The sequence below is a fragment of the Gramella sp. MAR_2010_147 genome, assembly GCF_900105135.1.
In the GTDB taxonomy this organism is placed as follows: domain Bacteria; phylum Bacteroidota; class Bacteroidia; order Flavobacteriales; family Flavobacteriaceae; genus Christiangramia.
The window spans coordinates 3,143,166-3,158,483 of sequence record NZ_LT629741.1 but is presented as its reverse complement, the minus strand read 5'-3'; the positions used below and the strand labels follow the sequence as shown (position 1 = coordinate 3,158,483).

Annotated in this window: 13 protein-coding genes, 5 tRNA genes and 3 pseudogenes; 1 reads left to right on the top strand and 20 read right to left on the bottom strand. The window is 37.2% G+C overall.

The genetic code is table 11. From position 1 onward, the window contains the following. The 14 genes and pseudogenes from rplA to rpsU all read right to left on the bottom strand — a co-directional run. Window positions 1–611 (bottom strand): annotated as a pseudogene (gene rplA, locus BLT95_RS14285) (50S ribosomal protein L1); the annotation flags it as partial. 18 nt (window positions 612–629) lie between these two features. Then, window positions 630–1,050, bottom strand: a pseudogene (gene rplK, locus BLT95_RS14280) (50S ribosomal protein L11); the annotation flags it as partial. A 94-nt stretch (window positions 1,051–1,144) separates the two neighbouring features. Next, a pseudogene (gene nusG / locus BLT95_RS14275) lies at window positions 1,145–1,693 on the bottom strand (transcription termination/antitermination protein NusG). Between the two features lie 11 nt (window positions 1,694–1,704). Continuing rightward, the gene (gene secE / locus BLT95_RS14270) at window positions 1,705–1,902 is read right to left on the bottom strand and encodes a preprotein translocase subunit SecE (RefSeq protein WP_011710243.1); all 198 of its coding nucleotides are present in this window, start codon (window positions 1,900–1,902) and stop codon (window positions 1,705–1,707) included. 18 nt (window positions 1,903–1,920) lie between these two features. Beyond that, a tRNA-Trp gene (locus BLT95_RS14265) sits at window positions 1,921–1,993 on the bottom strand. A gap of 56 nt (window positions 1,994–2,049) precedes the next feature. Then, the gene (gene tuf, locus BLT95_RS14260; RefSeq protein ID WP_089664048.1) at window positions 2,050–3,237 is read right to left on the bottom strand and encodes an elongation factor Tu; all 1,188 of its coding nucleotides are present in this window, start codon (window positions 3,235–3,237) and stop codon (window positions 2,050–2,052) included. A gap of 57 nt (window positions 3,238–3,294) precedes the next feature. Next, window positions 3,295–3,366, bottom strand: a tRNA-Thr gene (locus BLT95_RS14255). 192 nt (window positions 3,367–3,558) lie between these two features. Continuing rightward, window positions 3,559–3,631 (bottom strand) — tRNA-Gly (locus BLT95_RS14250). Between the two features lie 121 nt (window positions 3,632–3,752). Continuing rightward, window positions 3,753–3,834 (bottom strand) — tRNA-Tyr (locus BLT95_RS14245). A gap of 199 nt (window positions 3,835–4,033) precedes the next feature. Beyond that, window positions 4,034–4,107, bottom strand: a tRNA-Thr gene (locus BLT95_RS14235). Between the two features lie 103 nt (window positions 4,108–4,210). Further along, a complete protein-coding gene (gene raiA / locus BLT95_RS14230; protein WP_089664046.1) occupies window positions 4,211–4,513 on the bottom strand; it encodes a ribosome-associated translation inhibitor RaiA in 303 nt (100 codons plus the stop codon). A gap of 33 nt (window positions 4,514–4,546) precedes the next feature. Further along, on the bottom strand, window positions 4,547–5,437 hold the full coding sequence (locus BLT95_RS14225; protein ID WP_089664045.1) for a tyrosine-type recombinase/integrase: 891 nt from the start codon (window positions 5,435–5,437) through the stop codon (window positions 4,547–4,549). 70 nt (window positions 5,438–5,507) lie between these two features. After that, the gene (locus tag BLT95_RS14220) at window positions 5,508–6,884 is read right to left on the bottom strand and encodes an alpha-amylase (protein ID WP_089666796.1); all 1,377 of its coding nucleotides are present in this window, start codon (window positions 6,882–6,884) and stop codon (window positions 5,508–5,510) included. A 177-nt stretch (window positions 6,885–7,061) separates the two neighbouring features. Beyond that, window positions 7,062–7,256, bottom strand: coding sequence for a 30S ribosomal protein S21 (gene rpsU / locus BLT95_RS14215; protein WP_041250351.1), 195 nt, complete (start codon window positions 7,254–7,256; stop codon window positions 7,062–7,064). A gap of 156 nt (window positions 7,257–7,412) precedes the next feature. On the opposite strand from rpsU, the gene BLT95_RS14210 reads away from it, so the two are divergent. Further along, complete coding sequence (locus BLT95_RS14210) at window positions 7,413–8,282, top strand: MBL fold metallo-hydrolase (protein ID WP_172822599.1); 870 nt, start codon at window positions 7,413–7,415, stop codon at window positions 8,280–8,282. A 125-nt stretch (window positions 8,283–8,407) separates the two neighbouring features. Here the strand turns inward: BLT95_RS14210 and BLT95_RS14205 are convergent, their stop codons facing one another. From BLT95_RS14205 to BLT95_RS14180, 6 genes are all read right to left on the bottom strand, one after another. Then, window positions 8,408–9,574 carry an acyl-CoA dehydrogenase family protein gene (locus BLT95_RS14205; RefSeq protein ID WP_089666794.1) on the bottom strand — a complete coding sequence of 389 codons (1,167 nt, stop codon included), beginning with the start codon at window positions 9,572–9,574 and terminating at the stop codon, window positions 8,408–8,410. A 92-nt stretch (window positions 9,575–9,666) separates the two neighbouring features. Then, complete coding sequence (locus BLT95_RS14200; RefSeq protein WP_089666793.1) at window positions 9,667–10,527, bottom strand: helix-hairpin-helix domain-containing protein; 861 nt, start codon at window positions 10,525–10,527, stop codon at window positions 9,667–9,669. 13 nt (window positions 10,528–10,540) lie between these two features. After that, entirely contained in the window at window positions 10,541–12,625 is a 2,085-nt protein-coding gene (locus BLT95_RS14195; RefSeq protein WP_089666792.1) for an amino acid carrier protein, read from the bottom strand. Window positions 12,626–12,772: 147 nt separating this feature from the next. Beyond that, window positions 12,773–13,783 carry a potassium channel protein gene (locus tag BLT95_RS14190; protein ID WP_089666791.1) on the bottom strand — a complete coding sequence of 337 codons (1,011 nt, stop codon included), beginning with the start codon at window positions 13,781–13,783 and terminating at the stop codon, window positions 12,773–12,775. Further along, window positions 13,780–14,010 carry a PspC family transcriptional regulator gene (locus tag BLT95_RS14185; protein ID WP_089666790.1) on the bottom strand — a complete coding sequence of 77 codons (231 nt, stop codon included), beginning with the start codon at window positions 14,008–14,010 and terminating at the stop codon, window positions 13,780–13,782. The genes BLT95_RS14190 and BLT95_RS14185 overlap by 4 nt, the downstream gene beginning before the upstream one ends. A 9-nt stretch (window positions 14,011–14,019) precedes the next feature. Continuing rightward, on the bottom strand, window positions 14,020–15,303 hold the full coding sequence (locus BLT95_RS14180; protein ID WP_089666789.1) for a DUF2851 family protein: 1,284 nt from the start codon (window positions 15,301–15,303) through the stop codon (window positions 14,020–14,022). Window positions 15,304–15,318: the final 15 nt, after the last annotated feature.

Here is a 15,318-nt window from a genome sequence, read left to right as displayed (position 1 = left end):
TTTGCTGCCTGAGGTTTCAATTTTACCAGCGTAGTTAATAATTCCTTTGCGTTACCTGCAATTTCTCAGCATCAAAAGATGCTTTTCCAACTCCAGCGTGCACAATTCCGTGCTTATCTACCTTAAAGTCAATCTTACCAGCCTTCACATCAGAAACCGCTTTAGCGATATCCATAGTTACTGTACCGGTCTTTGGGTTAGGCATTAAACCTCTTGGTCCAAGAACACGTCCCAAAGGTCCAAGTTTACCCATAACGCTTGGCATAGTGATGATCACATCAACATCTGTCCAACCGCCTTTGATCTTATCAAGATACTCATCTAATCCAACGTAATCGGCACCAGCTTCTTTAGCTTCTTCTTCCTTATCTGGAGTAACAAGAGCCAAAACTTTAACGTCTTTACCAGTACCATGCGGAAGTGTTACCACTCCTCTTACCATTTGATTTGCTTTTCTAGGATCTACGTTCAAACGAACCGCTAAATCTACAGAAGGATCAAAATTTGCGTTGGTAACTTCTTTTATCAAAGCTGAAGCTTCGGCAACTGTATAAGTTTTGCCGTTCTCAATCTTAGACTGAGCTTCTTTGCTTTTTAGTTAATTTTGCCATTTCTTAATTTCTTTAGGATTAAAACGGTGCATCACCTTTTACAGTTATTCCCATCGAACGAGCTGTTCCGGCAACCATTTTCATTGCAGATTCTACAGTAAATGCATTAAGATCCTGCATCTTGTCTTCTGCAATCGCTTTAACCTGATCCCAAGAAACACTAGCTACTTTTTTTCTGTTCGGCTCACCAGAACCTTTTTTAGTCTTAGCCGCTTCCATCAATTGTACTGCTGCAGGAGGAGTTTTGATCACAAAATCAAAAGACTTATCCTTATAAACAGTAATTGCAACTGGAAGTACCTTTCCTTGCTTATCCTGAGTTCTACCATTGAATTGCTTACAGAATTCCATGATGTTTACTCCGGCAGCACCTAAAGCAGGTCCAACTGGTTGGTGATGGGTTAGCAGCACCTCCGCGAACTTGTAGTTTTACAACTTTTACTTACTTCTTTTTGCCATTTTTCAAATTTTTAAATGATCGTTTATTGAGTGGAAGCTTAAAAAACAATCAAAAAATATGTAACAGTTATTATTTATACTTTTTCTACTTGCATATAGCTTAATTCTAATGGTGTTTTTCTTCCGAAATCTTCACCATTACTTCAAGCTTACGCTTTTCTTCATTAATCTTCTCTACTGTACCATTAAATCCATTGAACGGTCCGTCAATAACTTTAATAGTCTCACCAATTGTAAACGGAATTGCAACATTATCAGCTTTCACAGAAAGCTCATCTACTTTCCCTAACATTCTATTCACTTCAGACTTTCTAAGTGGCACAGGATCCCCTCCTTTGGTTTCACCTAAAAATCCAATAACTCCATTTATCCCTTAATAATATGAGGAATTTCCCCTCCAATATTTGCCTGAATCATTACATAACCCGGAAAATAAACACGTTCTTTATTTACTTTCTTTCCATTACGTATCTGAATTACTTTTTCAGTAGGAACAAGAACCTGATCTATCGCATCCTGAAGACCTAAGTATTCGATCTCTTTCTCGATATAATCTTTTACTTTATTCTCCTGTCCGCTAACGCACGAACCACATACCACTTTTTATCCTTTGCTTCTGCCATAGCTATCTAAATTATGATTTAACCCATTCAAAGTATTGCTCAATCGCTCCACTAAAAAGCGTATCAACACCCCAAATAGCTAATGAAAAAATAATCGAGAAAACTGCAACAATCACTGTAAGCCTTTGAGCTTCAGACCAGCTTGTCCAGGTAACGTGGTTTCTTAACTCGTTATATGATTCTGATATGTAATTAACAATTCCTGCCATTTTATAAAAAGATATTTGCACGGGTTGAGAGGCTCGAACTCCCGACACCTGGTTTTGGAGACCAGTGCTCTACCAACTGAGCTAAACCCGTAAATATAAGTGAAGGTATCCGCTCTTCACGGATACCTTTTTATATTAAGATAATTCTTAGTCTAGAATTTCAGTTACCTGACCAGCACCTACAGTTCTACCACCTTCACGGATAGCGAAACGAAGTCCCTGGTTCATTGCGATAGGCTGAATAAGCTCAACTGTAATTGTAAGGTTATCACCTGGCATTACCATTTCTACACCATCAGGAAGATTAATTGTTCCTGTAACATCAGTTGTACGTACGTAGAACTGAGGACGGTAGTTATTATGGAATGGAGTGTGACGTCCACCTTCTTCTTTCTTAAGGATATAAACCTCTGCTTTGAATTTAGCGTGAGGAGTTACAGATCCAGGCTTAGTGATTACCATACCTCTAGAAATCTGAGTCTTTTCAATACCTCTTAGAAGGATACCAACGTTATCTCCAGCTTCACCTCTATCAAGAATCTTACGGAACATCTCAACTCCAGTAATAGTAGAAGTAAGTTTTCCAGCTCCCATACCAATGATCTCTACAGGATCTCCAGTGTTAGCTACACCAGTCTCAATACGACCAGTTGCAACAGTACCACGACCTGTAATAGAGAATACATCTTCGATAGGCATTAAGAATGCTTTATCAACATCACGCTGAGGAAGTTCAATCCAAGTATCTACAGCTTCCATAAGATCAAGAACAGTCTTAGACCATTTCTCATCACCTTCTAAAGCTCCAAGTGCAGAACCTGAAATTACAGGACCATTATCACCATCATACTCGTAGAAAGAAAGAAGATCTCTTACTTCCATCTCAACAAGCTCTAAAAGCTCCTCATCATCAACAAGGTCAACTTTATTCAAGAATACAACAATTCTTGGGATACCAACCTGGCGTCCAAGAAGGATGTGCTCACGAGTTTGTGGCATAGGACCATCAGTCGCAGCAACAACAAGAATAGCACCGTCCATCTGAGCAGCACCAGTTACCATGTTCTTTACGTAATCGGCGTGACCTGGACAGTCAACGTGCGCATAGTGACGCTTCTCAGTTGAGTACTCAACGTGAGAAGAGTTAATAGTAATACCTCTTTCCTTCTCTTCTGGAGCGTTATCAATTTGATCAAACGCACTAGCTTCTGAATATCCAGCATCAGCCATCACTTTAGTAATCGCTGCAGTTAAAGTAGTTTTTCCGTGATCTACGTGTCCAATTGTACCAATATTTAGGTGCGGTTTGGAACGATCGTAAGTTTCCTTTGCCATAATTAATACTTATTTAATCTTAGTTATATATTAGTGTTCAATTTTATACAAAACTAGAGCCAACGATGGGAATTGAACCCATGACCTCTTCCTTACCAAGGAAACGCTCTACCCCTGAGCTACGTCGGCCAGACAATTGACTGTTTCAAACAGCAATAACCATAAACCTACTAGGGCTTATGGACACGATCAAGACTGAGGTAACATTGCCGACACAACCCATAATTTGGTTTTAAAAGAATAGATTCAAAATTAAAGGCTACAAAACCTGAATTTCAAACTACCCTGTACCGGGGGACATCTTGATTCAATTTAATTTAGAGCGGGAGACCGGGTTCGAACCGGCGACATTCAGCTTGGAAGGCTGACGCTCTACCAACTGAGCTACTCCCGCATTACATATATTTAAGGATTATCAAATAAATTTGATGATCCGTAAGGGTGACCCCTTACTAAGCTTTTTATTCAATCGCTTTAGAAAATGAGTTTTCTTCGCAATTTTCATAAAATCTTTGTGGGGAGAGCAGGATTCGAACCTGCGAAGACGTAGTCAGCAGATTTACAGTCTGCCCTCGTTGGCCGCTTGAGTATCTCCCCAATTTTACCACTATTTCATAGAACCGTAGCTGAAACAGCTAAGCTTCTGATGGTTTTAAAACGGCTGCAAATTAAAGTAAATTTGAAGCACCATCCAAAGCATTTTTTAAAATTTCAGAAGATTTTTTTCAATTTATTAATCCTTAAGGACTTAAATTTCAAATTATCTCTGAAACTTCGGTGATTTCAGTATTTCAAGAGCCGATGGAGGGACTCGAACCCACGACCTGCTGATTACAAATCAGCTGCTCTAGCCAGCTGAGCTACATCGGCCTTTTATGCTACTTTTTCAGCATAAAAAAGTCCGCTATTTCTAACGGACTGCAAATGTATATAAATTATTCCTTTATCAAAAAATAATTTTAAAAAAAATTAGCTAAACATGTGAGCTCATTTTTTCCTTTTTCTTAATTAACTGTCTTTGAAGCGAACTAACACATTCATCTACACAAGCTTCAAATTTATTACAGGTCTTTTTAACCATAATATCTCCACCAGGAACACTTAGCAAAATTTCGGTAATCTTATTATCTTTCCCACTAGTATTTTGAACTTTAAAATAAACATCGGCATGAATAATCTTGTCAAAGTAAGTATCCAGTTTATCAAGTTTCTTTTGAGTGAAGTCAATTAGCTTTTGGTCGGCATTGAAGTTCACAGACTGCAAATTCATTTTCATATCCAATAGAATTTAATTAAACAAAAGGTTAAGTTAATTCTTATTGTTCCGGGGATGAGCGTTTTGGTGAATTTTACTCAATTCGGCAATGCTGTTATGGGTGTAGACCTGAGTCGCTGCTAAACTGGAGTGACCCAATAATTCTTTTACCGCATTTAAATTCGCGCCCTGGTTCAATAAATGAGTGGCAAAAGAATGTCGCAAAATATGCGGACTTCTTTTCAATTTGCCAGACACTTTACTAAAATAATTATTTATAATTCTATAAACAAAACTTTCATAGATTTTATCTCCTTTGGAAGTTAGAAAAAGATAGTCTGATCCTGATATATTCTCCGTATGCCTTCTGCCTTCAAGATATTTGGAAGCGGTATCTTTTACGGAAGCAATCAGGGGAATATATCTCTCCTTATTTCTTTTCCCCAAAACTTTTAGTACTCCCCCATCGAGATCCAAATCTGAAATTTTAATATTGATCAGTTCTGCCCTTCTAATCCCTGTTGAATAAAATAGCTCAACGATCAATCTATCCCTGATACCTTCTAACGTAGAATCATCTATCGTTTCCAGTACCCGCACAATCTCATCTTCTGAAAAAGGAATCTGAATCTTTTTTGGTGTTTTTAAAGCTTTATGTTTTGTAAGTGGAGAAGACTCTATTTGTTCGGTTTTTAAAAGAAACCGATAATAAGCCTTTAGAGAGGAAATTTTTCTATTGATCGTTCGGTTAGAAATATTTGATTCAGAAAGCTCAACGATCCAACTTCGAATCTGAGCATAATTTACATCATCAAGTGTTTTCTGCTCAAAAGCGGTTTCTATATAAAGCTGAAAATCACTAAGATCTGCTTTATAAGCCGTAATGGTATGTACGGAGTATTTTTTCTCAAGCTGAAGATAATCCAGGAAAGCAGAAAACGGCATAAAAAAACTGTTGATAAACAAAGTTACTAAACTTTAGCCTATCAACAGTTTTTAAAGTTTTAATCAATACTTACAAAGTGGACCATATAGAATAAGAGTTCGCGGGAACTTCTATTTTAACCCAACCATCTCCCTGTGTCGTTGGCTGCCAATTAGAATTACCTGTGTATTCTTTTATGGTTTGGTTATACCAATTTGTTGGCACCCATCTTTCTAATCTACTATTACTATCGTTTAAATAAACTATCAAACCGGGAGCTCCATTTCTACGGGCTACATACTCGTCCTGATCTGCATGCAAAATATCTGTAGATCCACCGGCCTTATTATTGTGAATCCAAATAAGATTATTCAATTTATCCTTATCCAGCCATTCTTCGTAATCCTGGTAAAAAACAGTAGGATAACCTTCATGTGTCATAATATAAGCGTAGGCCAGCATTTTCCCGGTATAGATTTCATCTGTATCATGGTTTGTTACAAAAGTAACGGCCTTCATAGGTTTTCTCTTCCAGAGCATATCATCCTGTAATCTGGAAAGATCATTCCCTTCAAAGGCATCCTTCATTCTATAATAACAAGCAAAATCGAATGCAGAGGCTCCAGATTGGTTTACCCAGGCTTCCAGAGTAGCGGCATTTCCATCCCAATACTCTCCAACGGCAAAACCTCCTACTTCATCAGTCCAGCTGTTCACCACCCATGGTGCAAAACCTTTTACATAATCAAATCTCCAACCATCAAATCCCATGGTATTCTTGTAGTACTTCGCAACCGAATTCGGTTTATTCCAAAGCCAATCCTGCACATAGGTTTTATCGTGACATAGATCTGCAAAGCCGCCAAATACTCCAGAATCATTGCTATGGTAATCATTAGGATGAAAATCTGCAGCAGACCTGTAAAATAAACCTGAAGCAGGATCATAATCGGTATAAGTAGATGTACCGGTGTACGGATTATTTTCAGAAGCACCGCCACTATTATGATTTAGCACGATATCTGCTATTACACTAATATTATTGGAATGTGCAGTTGAGATCATTGATTGAAGCTCTGTTCTGGAACCAAACCTGGTCTCGGTAGATCCCATCTGATTAAAATCACCAAAATCATAATAATCAAAAGGATCGTACCCCATAGAAAAAGGTCCGTTTTGTGCTTTAGAAGCCGGAGGAACCCAAATAGCATCTATACCGGCATTACTCCAGGCCGGAATCTTATTTTCAATAGTTTCCCACCAGGTACCACCAGCAGGAACATCCCAGTAGAAAGCCTGCATCATTACTTTACCACCCACCTGGGCTTTGGTAGTATTGGAGTTTTTAGTTTGGGATCTTAAAGTGTTCTGATTCTGGATCTCTTCTGAAGCAATTTTCTCCTGCTCACACGAGCTGAAGAATAAGATTGAAGAAGCCAAAACAGCGTAAAGGTTAAGTTTTTTCATAATAAATTATTTAGGGTTATCCTCAAATTATGAAAAACCGAAGTTTTTAACGATCTAAAAAAGAGAATCACATAAACGAAAACGTTTTCGTGTTGACAAGTTTTTAAATAAGAGCACATTAAATAAAAAAACCACCGAAATAATCGGTGGTTCTTCTTAAATGATATTAGCTTTTTACTAGATATCTTCTGCGTCTCTCAGATGCTGAATGTATTCAGCTTTCTGAACCTGAGCTCTACGCTCTACAGAAGGTTTCGTAAAATGCTGACGATCTCTTAGCTGACGCATAGTTCCTGTTTTGTCGAACTTACGCTTAAAACGCTTAAGAGCTCTATCTATATTTTCTCCGTCTTTAACTGGTATAATTAACATAGTGTCATCACCTCCCTTCTTTTGGAATCGGCTGCAAAGATAATGCATTTATACAAACACCCAATATTTTTATTATTTTATTTCAATTTATAAAGCATACATTTAAATACTAAGTTCCAGTTTTTCTGTAAATTAGAAATCTATAAACTAGCCATCATGAAATACTCTTTTAAAATTCTGTTTTCAATACTTTTAATAAACTCTTCTCTGTTTGCCTTTCAGGATATGAAAGATGTAGAGATCAGGATCATTCCTGTAAATGAGAATGTATATATGTTACAGGGCGCTGGAGGAAATATTGGAATTCTAACCGGTGAGGATGGAATTTTTATGATAGATGACCAGTTTCCCGCCCTTAGCGAGAAAATTAAAGAAAAATTAAAGACGATTAGTGACCAACCAGTTAATTATCTTGTGAACTCACATCATCATGGTGATCATACAGGTGGCAACCTGAATTTTCAGGAAGATGGCGCCTTAATTTTTGCTCATGAAAATGTTCGGAAAAGACTTAAGGCAGACACTACTAAAACAAACGGACTTCCTATTGTAACTTTTAACAACAAAATAAATCTTCATATTAATAAAAATGATATTGTGGTTGCCCATGTCCACAATGCTCACACAGATGGGGATGTACTGATCTATTTCCCGCAAAGCAATGTATTGCACACGGGGGACACTTTTTTTAATGGCATGTTTCCCTATATAGATCTAAAAAGTGGAGGGAGTGTTGATGGCGACATTAAAGCTGCAAAAACGGGCTTGTCGTTAATAAATGAGAACACGAAAATAATCCCTGGTCATGGAGCGGTTGCTAATTATTCTGAGTACGAGACCTATTTAAAAATGCTGGAATCCATTAGAACAAATATACTCAACGCCATTTCTGAAGGAAAATCTGAATCTGAAATCGTTGAGGATGAAAATATAACAAGTGAATTCTATTCTGATGAAAAAGCAGAGAATTTCTTTATAAACGGAAAAAAGATAAGAAAGACATTCTATGATAGTTTAAATAAATAACCCCGGGTGAAACCCAGGGTTATTTATTTTATTTGTTCTAAAAACTCTTACTTAGCTGCTGGCTTATATTCTTTATTATCGATTACCATTTTGGCGATAATTGAAATGAATTTTCGCCAAAACTCTTACTTAGCTGCTGGTCTATACTCTTTATTATCAATCACCATTTTGGCGATAATTTCTTTTAAAATTTCAGAAGTCCCTCCACCTATTGGGCCTAATCTGCTATCCCTAAACATTCTCGCCATAGGATAATCTTCCATATAACCATAACCTCCTAACATTTGGAGGCACTTATACATCACCTCATCGGCAATCTTAGTGGCCAGCAATTTAGACATACTCGCCTCTTTCACTACATACTCCCCATCATTCAATCTTTGTGCAGTAGCATAATTAAATTCTTTAATCACTTCCACCTCACTAACCATTTCTGCAAGAGAGTGTCTCAGTACCTGAAACTTATCCAGGGTCTTGCCAAAAGCTTCACGCTCCTTCATATAACCCATTGCATAGTCTATTGCAAATTCAGATCTTGCATGAGCATTAATCCCCATGATCAAACGCTCCATAGCAAAATGCTGCATAATATAATTGAAGCCCTTTCCTTCTTCTCCCAACAAATAGGCCTCTGGCACCTCTACGTTGTCAAAAGCAAGTTCTGCAGTATCTGAAGCTCTCCAGCCCAACTTGTTTAATTTAGTAGCTGAGATGCCTTTAAAATCTTTATCTACCAGGAACATACTCATTCCCTTATTTCCCTCTTCGGGAGCTGTTTTGGCAGCAACAACATAAAAATCGGCATAAACGCCATTTGTGATAAATGTTTTAGAACCATTGATCACATACTTATCACCTTTTTTTACAGCGGTAGTTTTCATCCCTGCAACGTCAGACCCTCCAAAGGGTTCTGAAATACAAAGACAACCTATCTTATCGCCATCTATGGCAGGTGTGAGATATTTTTCTTTTAAATCGTGACTTGCCTCAACTTTTAAATGAGTCATCGCCAAATAAGCATGAGCCCACATTGCCGCTGCAAATCCTCCGGAATTGATCTTCTGAAGCTCTTCCAGGAATATTACCGTGTAGAATAGATCAAGACCCATTCCTCCATATTTCTCTGGTTGATTAAGTCCGAAATATCCCATTTCACCAAACTTTTTCCAGATAAAACGCTCTATGGTTCCCGTTTCTTCCCACTTTTCTATGTGAGGCACCACTTCTTTCTTCAAAAATTCCTGGAAACTTTTTCTGAATAAATCATGTTCCTCTGTAAAATATCTGCTCATTTCTATATTGTATTAATGCTGTTATAAATTATATAAAAACAGCAATCTTCGATTATCTTATTATGAATTTGGATACGAAATATTTCCAAAAATTATTCTATGGCCAAATATAATTTAATTCTATCGATTTTATCGTAAGGAAAAGTGTTGATTTTTGATAATTCTTCAAAAGAAGAAATCCCCTCATGTAGCTTTCGATAGCTTATAATCTCCCTGGCAAGCTGATCATTAAAATACGGAATTTCAGATAATTCCGCTTCCGTTATAGAATTGAGATTCTTTATAGCAATATCAGGTTTAGACAGAATGGTGAACTTTTGATCAATCCTGGCTATAACCTCTGGAGAGAGCCCATAAACATCCTTTAACTGAGATGAATTTAGAAATCCTCCAATACTGCTGCGATATTTCACAATTCTTTGGGAAAGCACCTCTCCTATCCCATTAATTGCTTTAAAATCTTCGGCACTTGCTGCATTGAGATCTGAAACCTTCATTTCTGAAGTTTTCAAATTATTTTGAAAAGTGTTTATCGATGAAACTTTTTGTGTCCATTCAGGAAAGCGAAATGACGGACTGATCTTTTTAAGTAAACTATCTGAAATATCGGTTACTTTTTGAAAGTCTTCGCTAGAATTAATCCATTTTCCTGAATTCCTGAAGACTAACAAACGATCTATCTCCTCCAGGTTCATCCCCAACTGATATCCTTTAAAATCGGTAATATAATTAGGGTTGAAAGGATAAATTGTATCCTTTCGTTTAGACGCAGTACGGTTTAAGGAATCTAATTGCCGTTGAAAACCTTCAATTTCGCTTTGATCAACAACTTCAGATTCCGAAGAAAAATCAAGAAATAAGAATATCTGAAATCCAATGATAATAAGCACTAAAACAAAAATCCCATTTTGCTGACTTCTTGAAAGCGCAAAATGGGATTTTAGAAATTTCATTTTTTATAATGACCTAGGAGGTCGCTTCAGCTTTATTCTTTCCAGTTTTATGGAATAGCTCCCCTGCTTTAAGTCTATGAGTGTACTCTTTAAGATCATTACTCACTTCACCTATCATAAAGTATAATCCAATGATGTTAGGGAAAGACATCGCAAGGATCATCATATCTGAAAAGTCAAGTACTGCTCCTAAACTAACAGAAGCTCCAACCACCACAAAAACAAGGAATAAAATCTTATATGCTATCTCATTCTTCTTACTTTTTCCAAATAGATATGTCCATGCTCTCATTCCATAATAAGACCAGGAGATCATCGTAGAAAATGCAAAAAGGAATACTGCTGTTGCAAGTACGTATGGGAACCAGGAGATCACACTACCAAAAGCAGATGACGTAAGTTCTACCCCTCCAACACCTTCAACCTCGTGCATTCCTGTAAAGATAAGAACTAACGCAGTAAGTGTACAAACCACTACTGTATCGATGAAAGGTTCTAACAATGCAACAAATCCTTCAGAAGGCGGATGGTTTGTCTTAGCGGCACTGTGCGCAATCGCAGCAGAACCCACACCAGCCTCATTAGAGAAAGCAGCTCGCTGGAATCCTACGATAAGAACACCAATTATCCCACCTTTTAAAGCACTGGGACTAAATGCTCCATCCCAGATCGCAGTAAATGCCGGACCAATATTTTCAATATTAACTCCAATTACTATAAGTGCTCCCAGAACGTACACTGCCGCCATAATAGGAACAATTTTACCGGTAACTTTAGCGATACTACTAATTCCTCCAATAATAACAACTCCTACAAGTAGCGCTACCACGATACCAAACCAGAATCCGTTCCCGATAAGCATTGGAAACTCTCCCGCAAGAATAGAAAAGGACTGATTCGCCTGGAACATGTTACCTCCACCAAAGGAAGCTCCAATTGCGAGAATAGCGAAGAAAGCCGCAAGGAATTTACCTAAACCTCTTTTATTTCTTTTTTCAAGACCATATCTAAGATAGTTCATTGGGCCACCAAATACACGACCTTCAGAATTTATGAATCTGTATTTTACACCTAAAGTACATTCTACGAATTTAGAAGACATCCCAAGTAAACCTGCAAGGATCATCCACATCGTTGCCCCAGCACCTCCTAAAGAGATCGCTACTGCCACACCAGCAATATTACCAAGACCAACGGTTCCCGATACTGCAGTTGCCAATGCCTGGAAATGTGTAACCTGGCCAGGTGCGTTGGGATCGTCATACTTACCTTTGGCAAGTTGAAGTGAATGTCTAAATCCTCTAATATTGATAAATCCTAAACGGATCGTGAAGAATAAGGCTCCCAAAACAAGCCATACCACGATAAATGGAATATTCTTTTGCTGAGGATCGCCGTTTGGATGCAATAATGCTATAGGTTCATCGTATTCTATACTGGCAAAATATTGTGCTCCCTGCTCTATAACATGTTGTTTATTCTCTGAATTGTAAATTACCTCTCCTTCTTCCAGGAAATGTTCCAATTTACCATCGGCATTAGCATAAGCCGTAATGTCCTGTCCATTTTTAGAAACTGTAGCAATAGGATCGCCGTTATTCACATGCTCCCCATCTCCAACTTTCCATTCTTTTAAAATAAACCTTGAAGTTTCCTGAGCGTCCCACTCTGGAGCAGCCACTCTTTTCAAATCGGCATATACAACAGGATCGTAAATTCCTATTGCCGAAAACGGATCCCAGAAAAGAACGCTTCCCATACTGGCAACAATAGGAGCAAACGTACCATTGAAGTGCTCTGTGATCGCTTCTGCATCTACCTGATATTCCTTTTCTACACTATTTCCTTTACTATCGCTTACAACAACGGTATAGGGAATTCCTTCGGTAAGACCTTCAGTTCTATTAGACTCAAGATTGGTTCCCTGGTTGGACCATTTGTATTGGTAAGGAGGAGTACCTCCGGTTACATCTAGTTCGATGAACCCGTTATTAATCACTTTTGAAGGATTACCTACCTTGGCTTTTACGTCTAGTTCTTGTGCAGACAATCCAAAAATTGAAAATAAAAAGAACATTGAAAGCAAATACTTTCTCATATAAAATATCGGTTATTTATTTGAAGTTAAATTTTCAGCGGGTGAATATGCTAAAAAATTAGGCTATTTCAAACTTTTGCCCGTTAAATTGTGAATTTATTGTTAAAACAATACAAATCTTCTGTTGGACCAGAAGGCCTGATATTTTTAAACGGAATAGTACTTTTTTAAGCTATCAATTTGTTGCGGCCTGCCAATCATGATAAGTTTTGATTCTTTTTCCAATTTAAGGGAGGGCTCGGGATTTACTACGTAAGTACCTGAAGGTGACTTATACCCGATTATAGAGCAACCTGTTTTTTTACGAATATCGGTCTCTGCTATTGTTTTTTCTATACCATCTGAACAAATCTTGGAAAAGGAGATTTGTTCCACATTAATACTGTCATGTTCCCCGGAAACCGAAAGATTATCCAGGAACTCCACAAGGTCTGGCACCACCACAAGCGAAGCCATATGACTTCCCCCAATTCTATCTGGCATGATCACATTATCTGCCCCTGCAAGTTTTAATTTTTTGTAGCTGTTTTCTTCCGTGGCTCGGCTAATTATTTTAAGATCCTTTTTTAGCTGTCTGGCAGATAGTACAATAAAAAGATTATCGGCATCTCTGGGTAAAGCGCAAATTAAGGTGGAAGCTTTTCCCACACCTGCTGTTTCAAGTACCTCATCTTCAGTTGCATTTCCCACAATATAATTAAGCTGATCATCTTCCATACCCTGAAAAACCCCTTCATTTCTATCAATTATCACAAAATCCTTTCGATAATTTAATAATTTCTGAACGGCTTGTTTTCCATTCTGACCGTAACCGCAAACTATAATGTGATCCTTTAAAGAATCTATTCGCTTTCTCATTTTATTCCGCTTTAAATTGCCAATATTGTTCTTATTCAGGATGTGTTCTGTAATCGTTGAAAAACCAAAGCCGAAGATAAAAAGTCCGGAAATAATAAATACCGAAGTAAATATCTTTCCATAGGGATCCATAGGCTGCACTTCCCCATAACCAACCGTACTTATCGTGATGATGGTCATATAAAGAGCATCTACCCACGAATAATCATATAAAAAGTGAAATCCCACTACCCCGGAAACAAATACCAGAATAATTAATACGATAGCGAGTTTTAACTTTGAATCTACCAGTCTTGTCATAGATCGAATACCGAAGTTCTCTTTGTATAAATAAGATCCTTTAATTTGAGCCAGAAGGCGAGGGTTAGATATATTACAAATCCTGCTCCCATGGTAAAAAACGATGCATAAATAAAGAACAATCTAACGTTCTTTGCTCGCATCCCCAGTTTATCTGCCATTCTGGTAGAAACATAAAAACCATGTTTTTCCAGATAATACCTAATGTTAGAAACAAGACTCGTCATACCGCAAATTTAAATGTATTTGGGAGATTTCCTCAACAAAGAAGCTCCCAATTCACATTTCAGACATTTGTTCAAATCGCAATATTCATTTTTCATCTGCAATAATGCTTGTGAATGCATAGCGGTAATAGCCGTTTTGGGTCTTAGATCATTAAAAAGATCTATGATGCTATTTTTTTCTACATTGACTTCATTGATAAGATCCTGGATAGACTGTTCATCTTCTTCTCCAATAAATTGAAAATAAGAATGTTTAACCGGAATAATACAGTTTATAATAATAAGGTCTATAAAGGCAGCGCTAAGCTTTTTATTTCTGAATGAATGGCTCCTGCCAAAATTATAATGGTTTTTCCAATATTCTGAAACGTCCAGTACCAAAAGATCTTTAATGGTACTTAAGTCTTTTGCCTGCATCAATTCATAAAATAAATTCTTCTTATTTGAATATAAAGATGCGAGTTGTGACAATCTTATGGTAGGGAAATTATTAGGTCTTAATCTAAAGAATTGTGGAGATGGAAGAAATTCGCTTTGTAGTGAATATTTATGTTTTAAATATTTATATTCTTTCTCCAGTTCCAGACCGTAATGGTCTATATTTTTGATCAAGCCTGCCTGACCAAGAAATATTGCTTCCAACGCGAAACTATTATTAGCGATCTTCTGCACAATTTTAAAATCAAGACTTTGAGCCATCGCCATAAAAGCATCGGCATTTACCTTAGAACCAAAACTTCTGGAAAGCATAATAAACAAAACTGCTTCCCAATTATTTTCAGTTTTTAGTAATAGATCCTGGATTACTTCAGACTTTTTTTCTAATCTTTCAAAAAACAAGCGTTCCAACCAATGCTGTAATTGAAAATCTGAAAAATTTTCAAATTCATTTTCACAGTTTAATCTAAGATGCGATTTCTGAAGAAGGTTTTTGTAGGAATCCAGAATACTCTCTTCCACTTTACTATTTAATATTAGTGTGGGAATGATAGAATGATCTTGCCGATAAATTTCAACATCATGTTCCCACACTACATGAAGTATTACATTATCGTAAGCGGGATCTGTTTCGTGATGATGCGCATACCAGTCTGAAGATTTTATATGAATTTCTACGTTGCCGGCCCAAAGTTGCTCCCCTATCTGGATCTTCGCGTTGAAAAAGTCTGGACCCGATAAATCGTTCTGAATACCAAGATGAAGTATTTTTAAAAGCTCCTTTTCTGAAGTTTCCAAGCCTTCAGGATCATATTTTTGAAACTTCCATACATGATATAAAAAATCCTCTTTCACAGATTAAATATATCA

Coding starts and splice junctions, on each gene's coding strand:
- secE (WP_011710243.1), bottom strand. CDS start 1,902: ATGGCAGGAATTGTTAATTACATATCAGAATCATATAACGAGTTAAGA.
- tuf (WP_089664048.1), bottom strand. CDS start 3,237: ATGGCAAAGGAAACTTACGATCGTTCCAAACCGCACCTAAATATTGGT.
- raiA (WP_089664046.1), bottom strand. CDS start 4,513: ATGAAAATGAATTTGCAGTCTGTGAACTTCAATGCCGACCAAAAGCTA.
- BLT95_RS14225 (WP_089664045.1), bottom strand. CDS start 5,437: ATGCCGTTTTCTGCTTTCCTGGATTATCTTCAGCTTGAGAAAAAATAC.
- BLT95_RS14220 (WP_089666796.1), bottom strand. CDS start 6,884: ATGAAAAAACTTAACCTTTACGCTGTTTTGGCTTCTTCAATCTTATTC.
- rpsU (WP_041250351.1), bottom strand. CDS start 7,256: ATGTTAATTATACCAGTTAAAGACGGAGAAAATATAGATAGAGCTCTT.
- BLT95_RS14210 (WP_172822599.1), top strand. CDS start 7,413: ATGAAATACTCTTTTAAAATTCTGTTTTCAATACTTTTAATAAACTCT.
- BLT95_RS14205 (WP_089666794.1), bottom strand. CDS start 9,574: ATGAGCAGATATTTTACAGAGGAACATGATTTATTCAGAAAAAGTTTC.
- BLT95_RS14200 (WP_089666793.1), bottom strand. CDS start 10,527: ATGAAATTTCTAAAATCCCATTTTGCGCTTTCAAGAAGTCAGCAAAAT.
- BLT95_RS14195 (WP_089666792.1), bottom strand. CDS start 12,625: ATGAGAAAGTATTTGCTTTCAATGTTCTTTTTATTTTCAATTTTTGGA.
- BLT95_RS14190 (WP_089666791.1), bottom strand. CDS start 13,783: ATGACAAGACTGGTAGATTCAAAGTTAAAACTCGCTATCGTATTAATT.
- BLT95_RS14185 (WP_089666790.1), bottom strand. CDS start 14,010: ATGACGAGTCTTGTTTCTAACATTAGGTATTATCTGGAAAAACATGGT.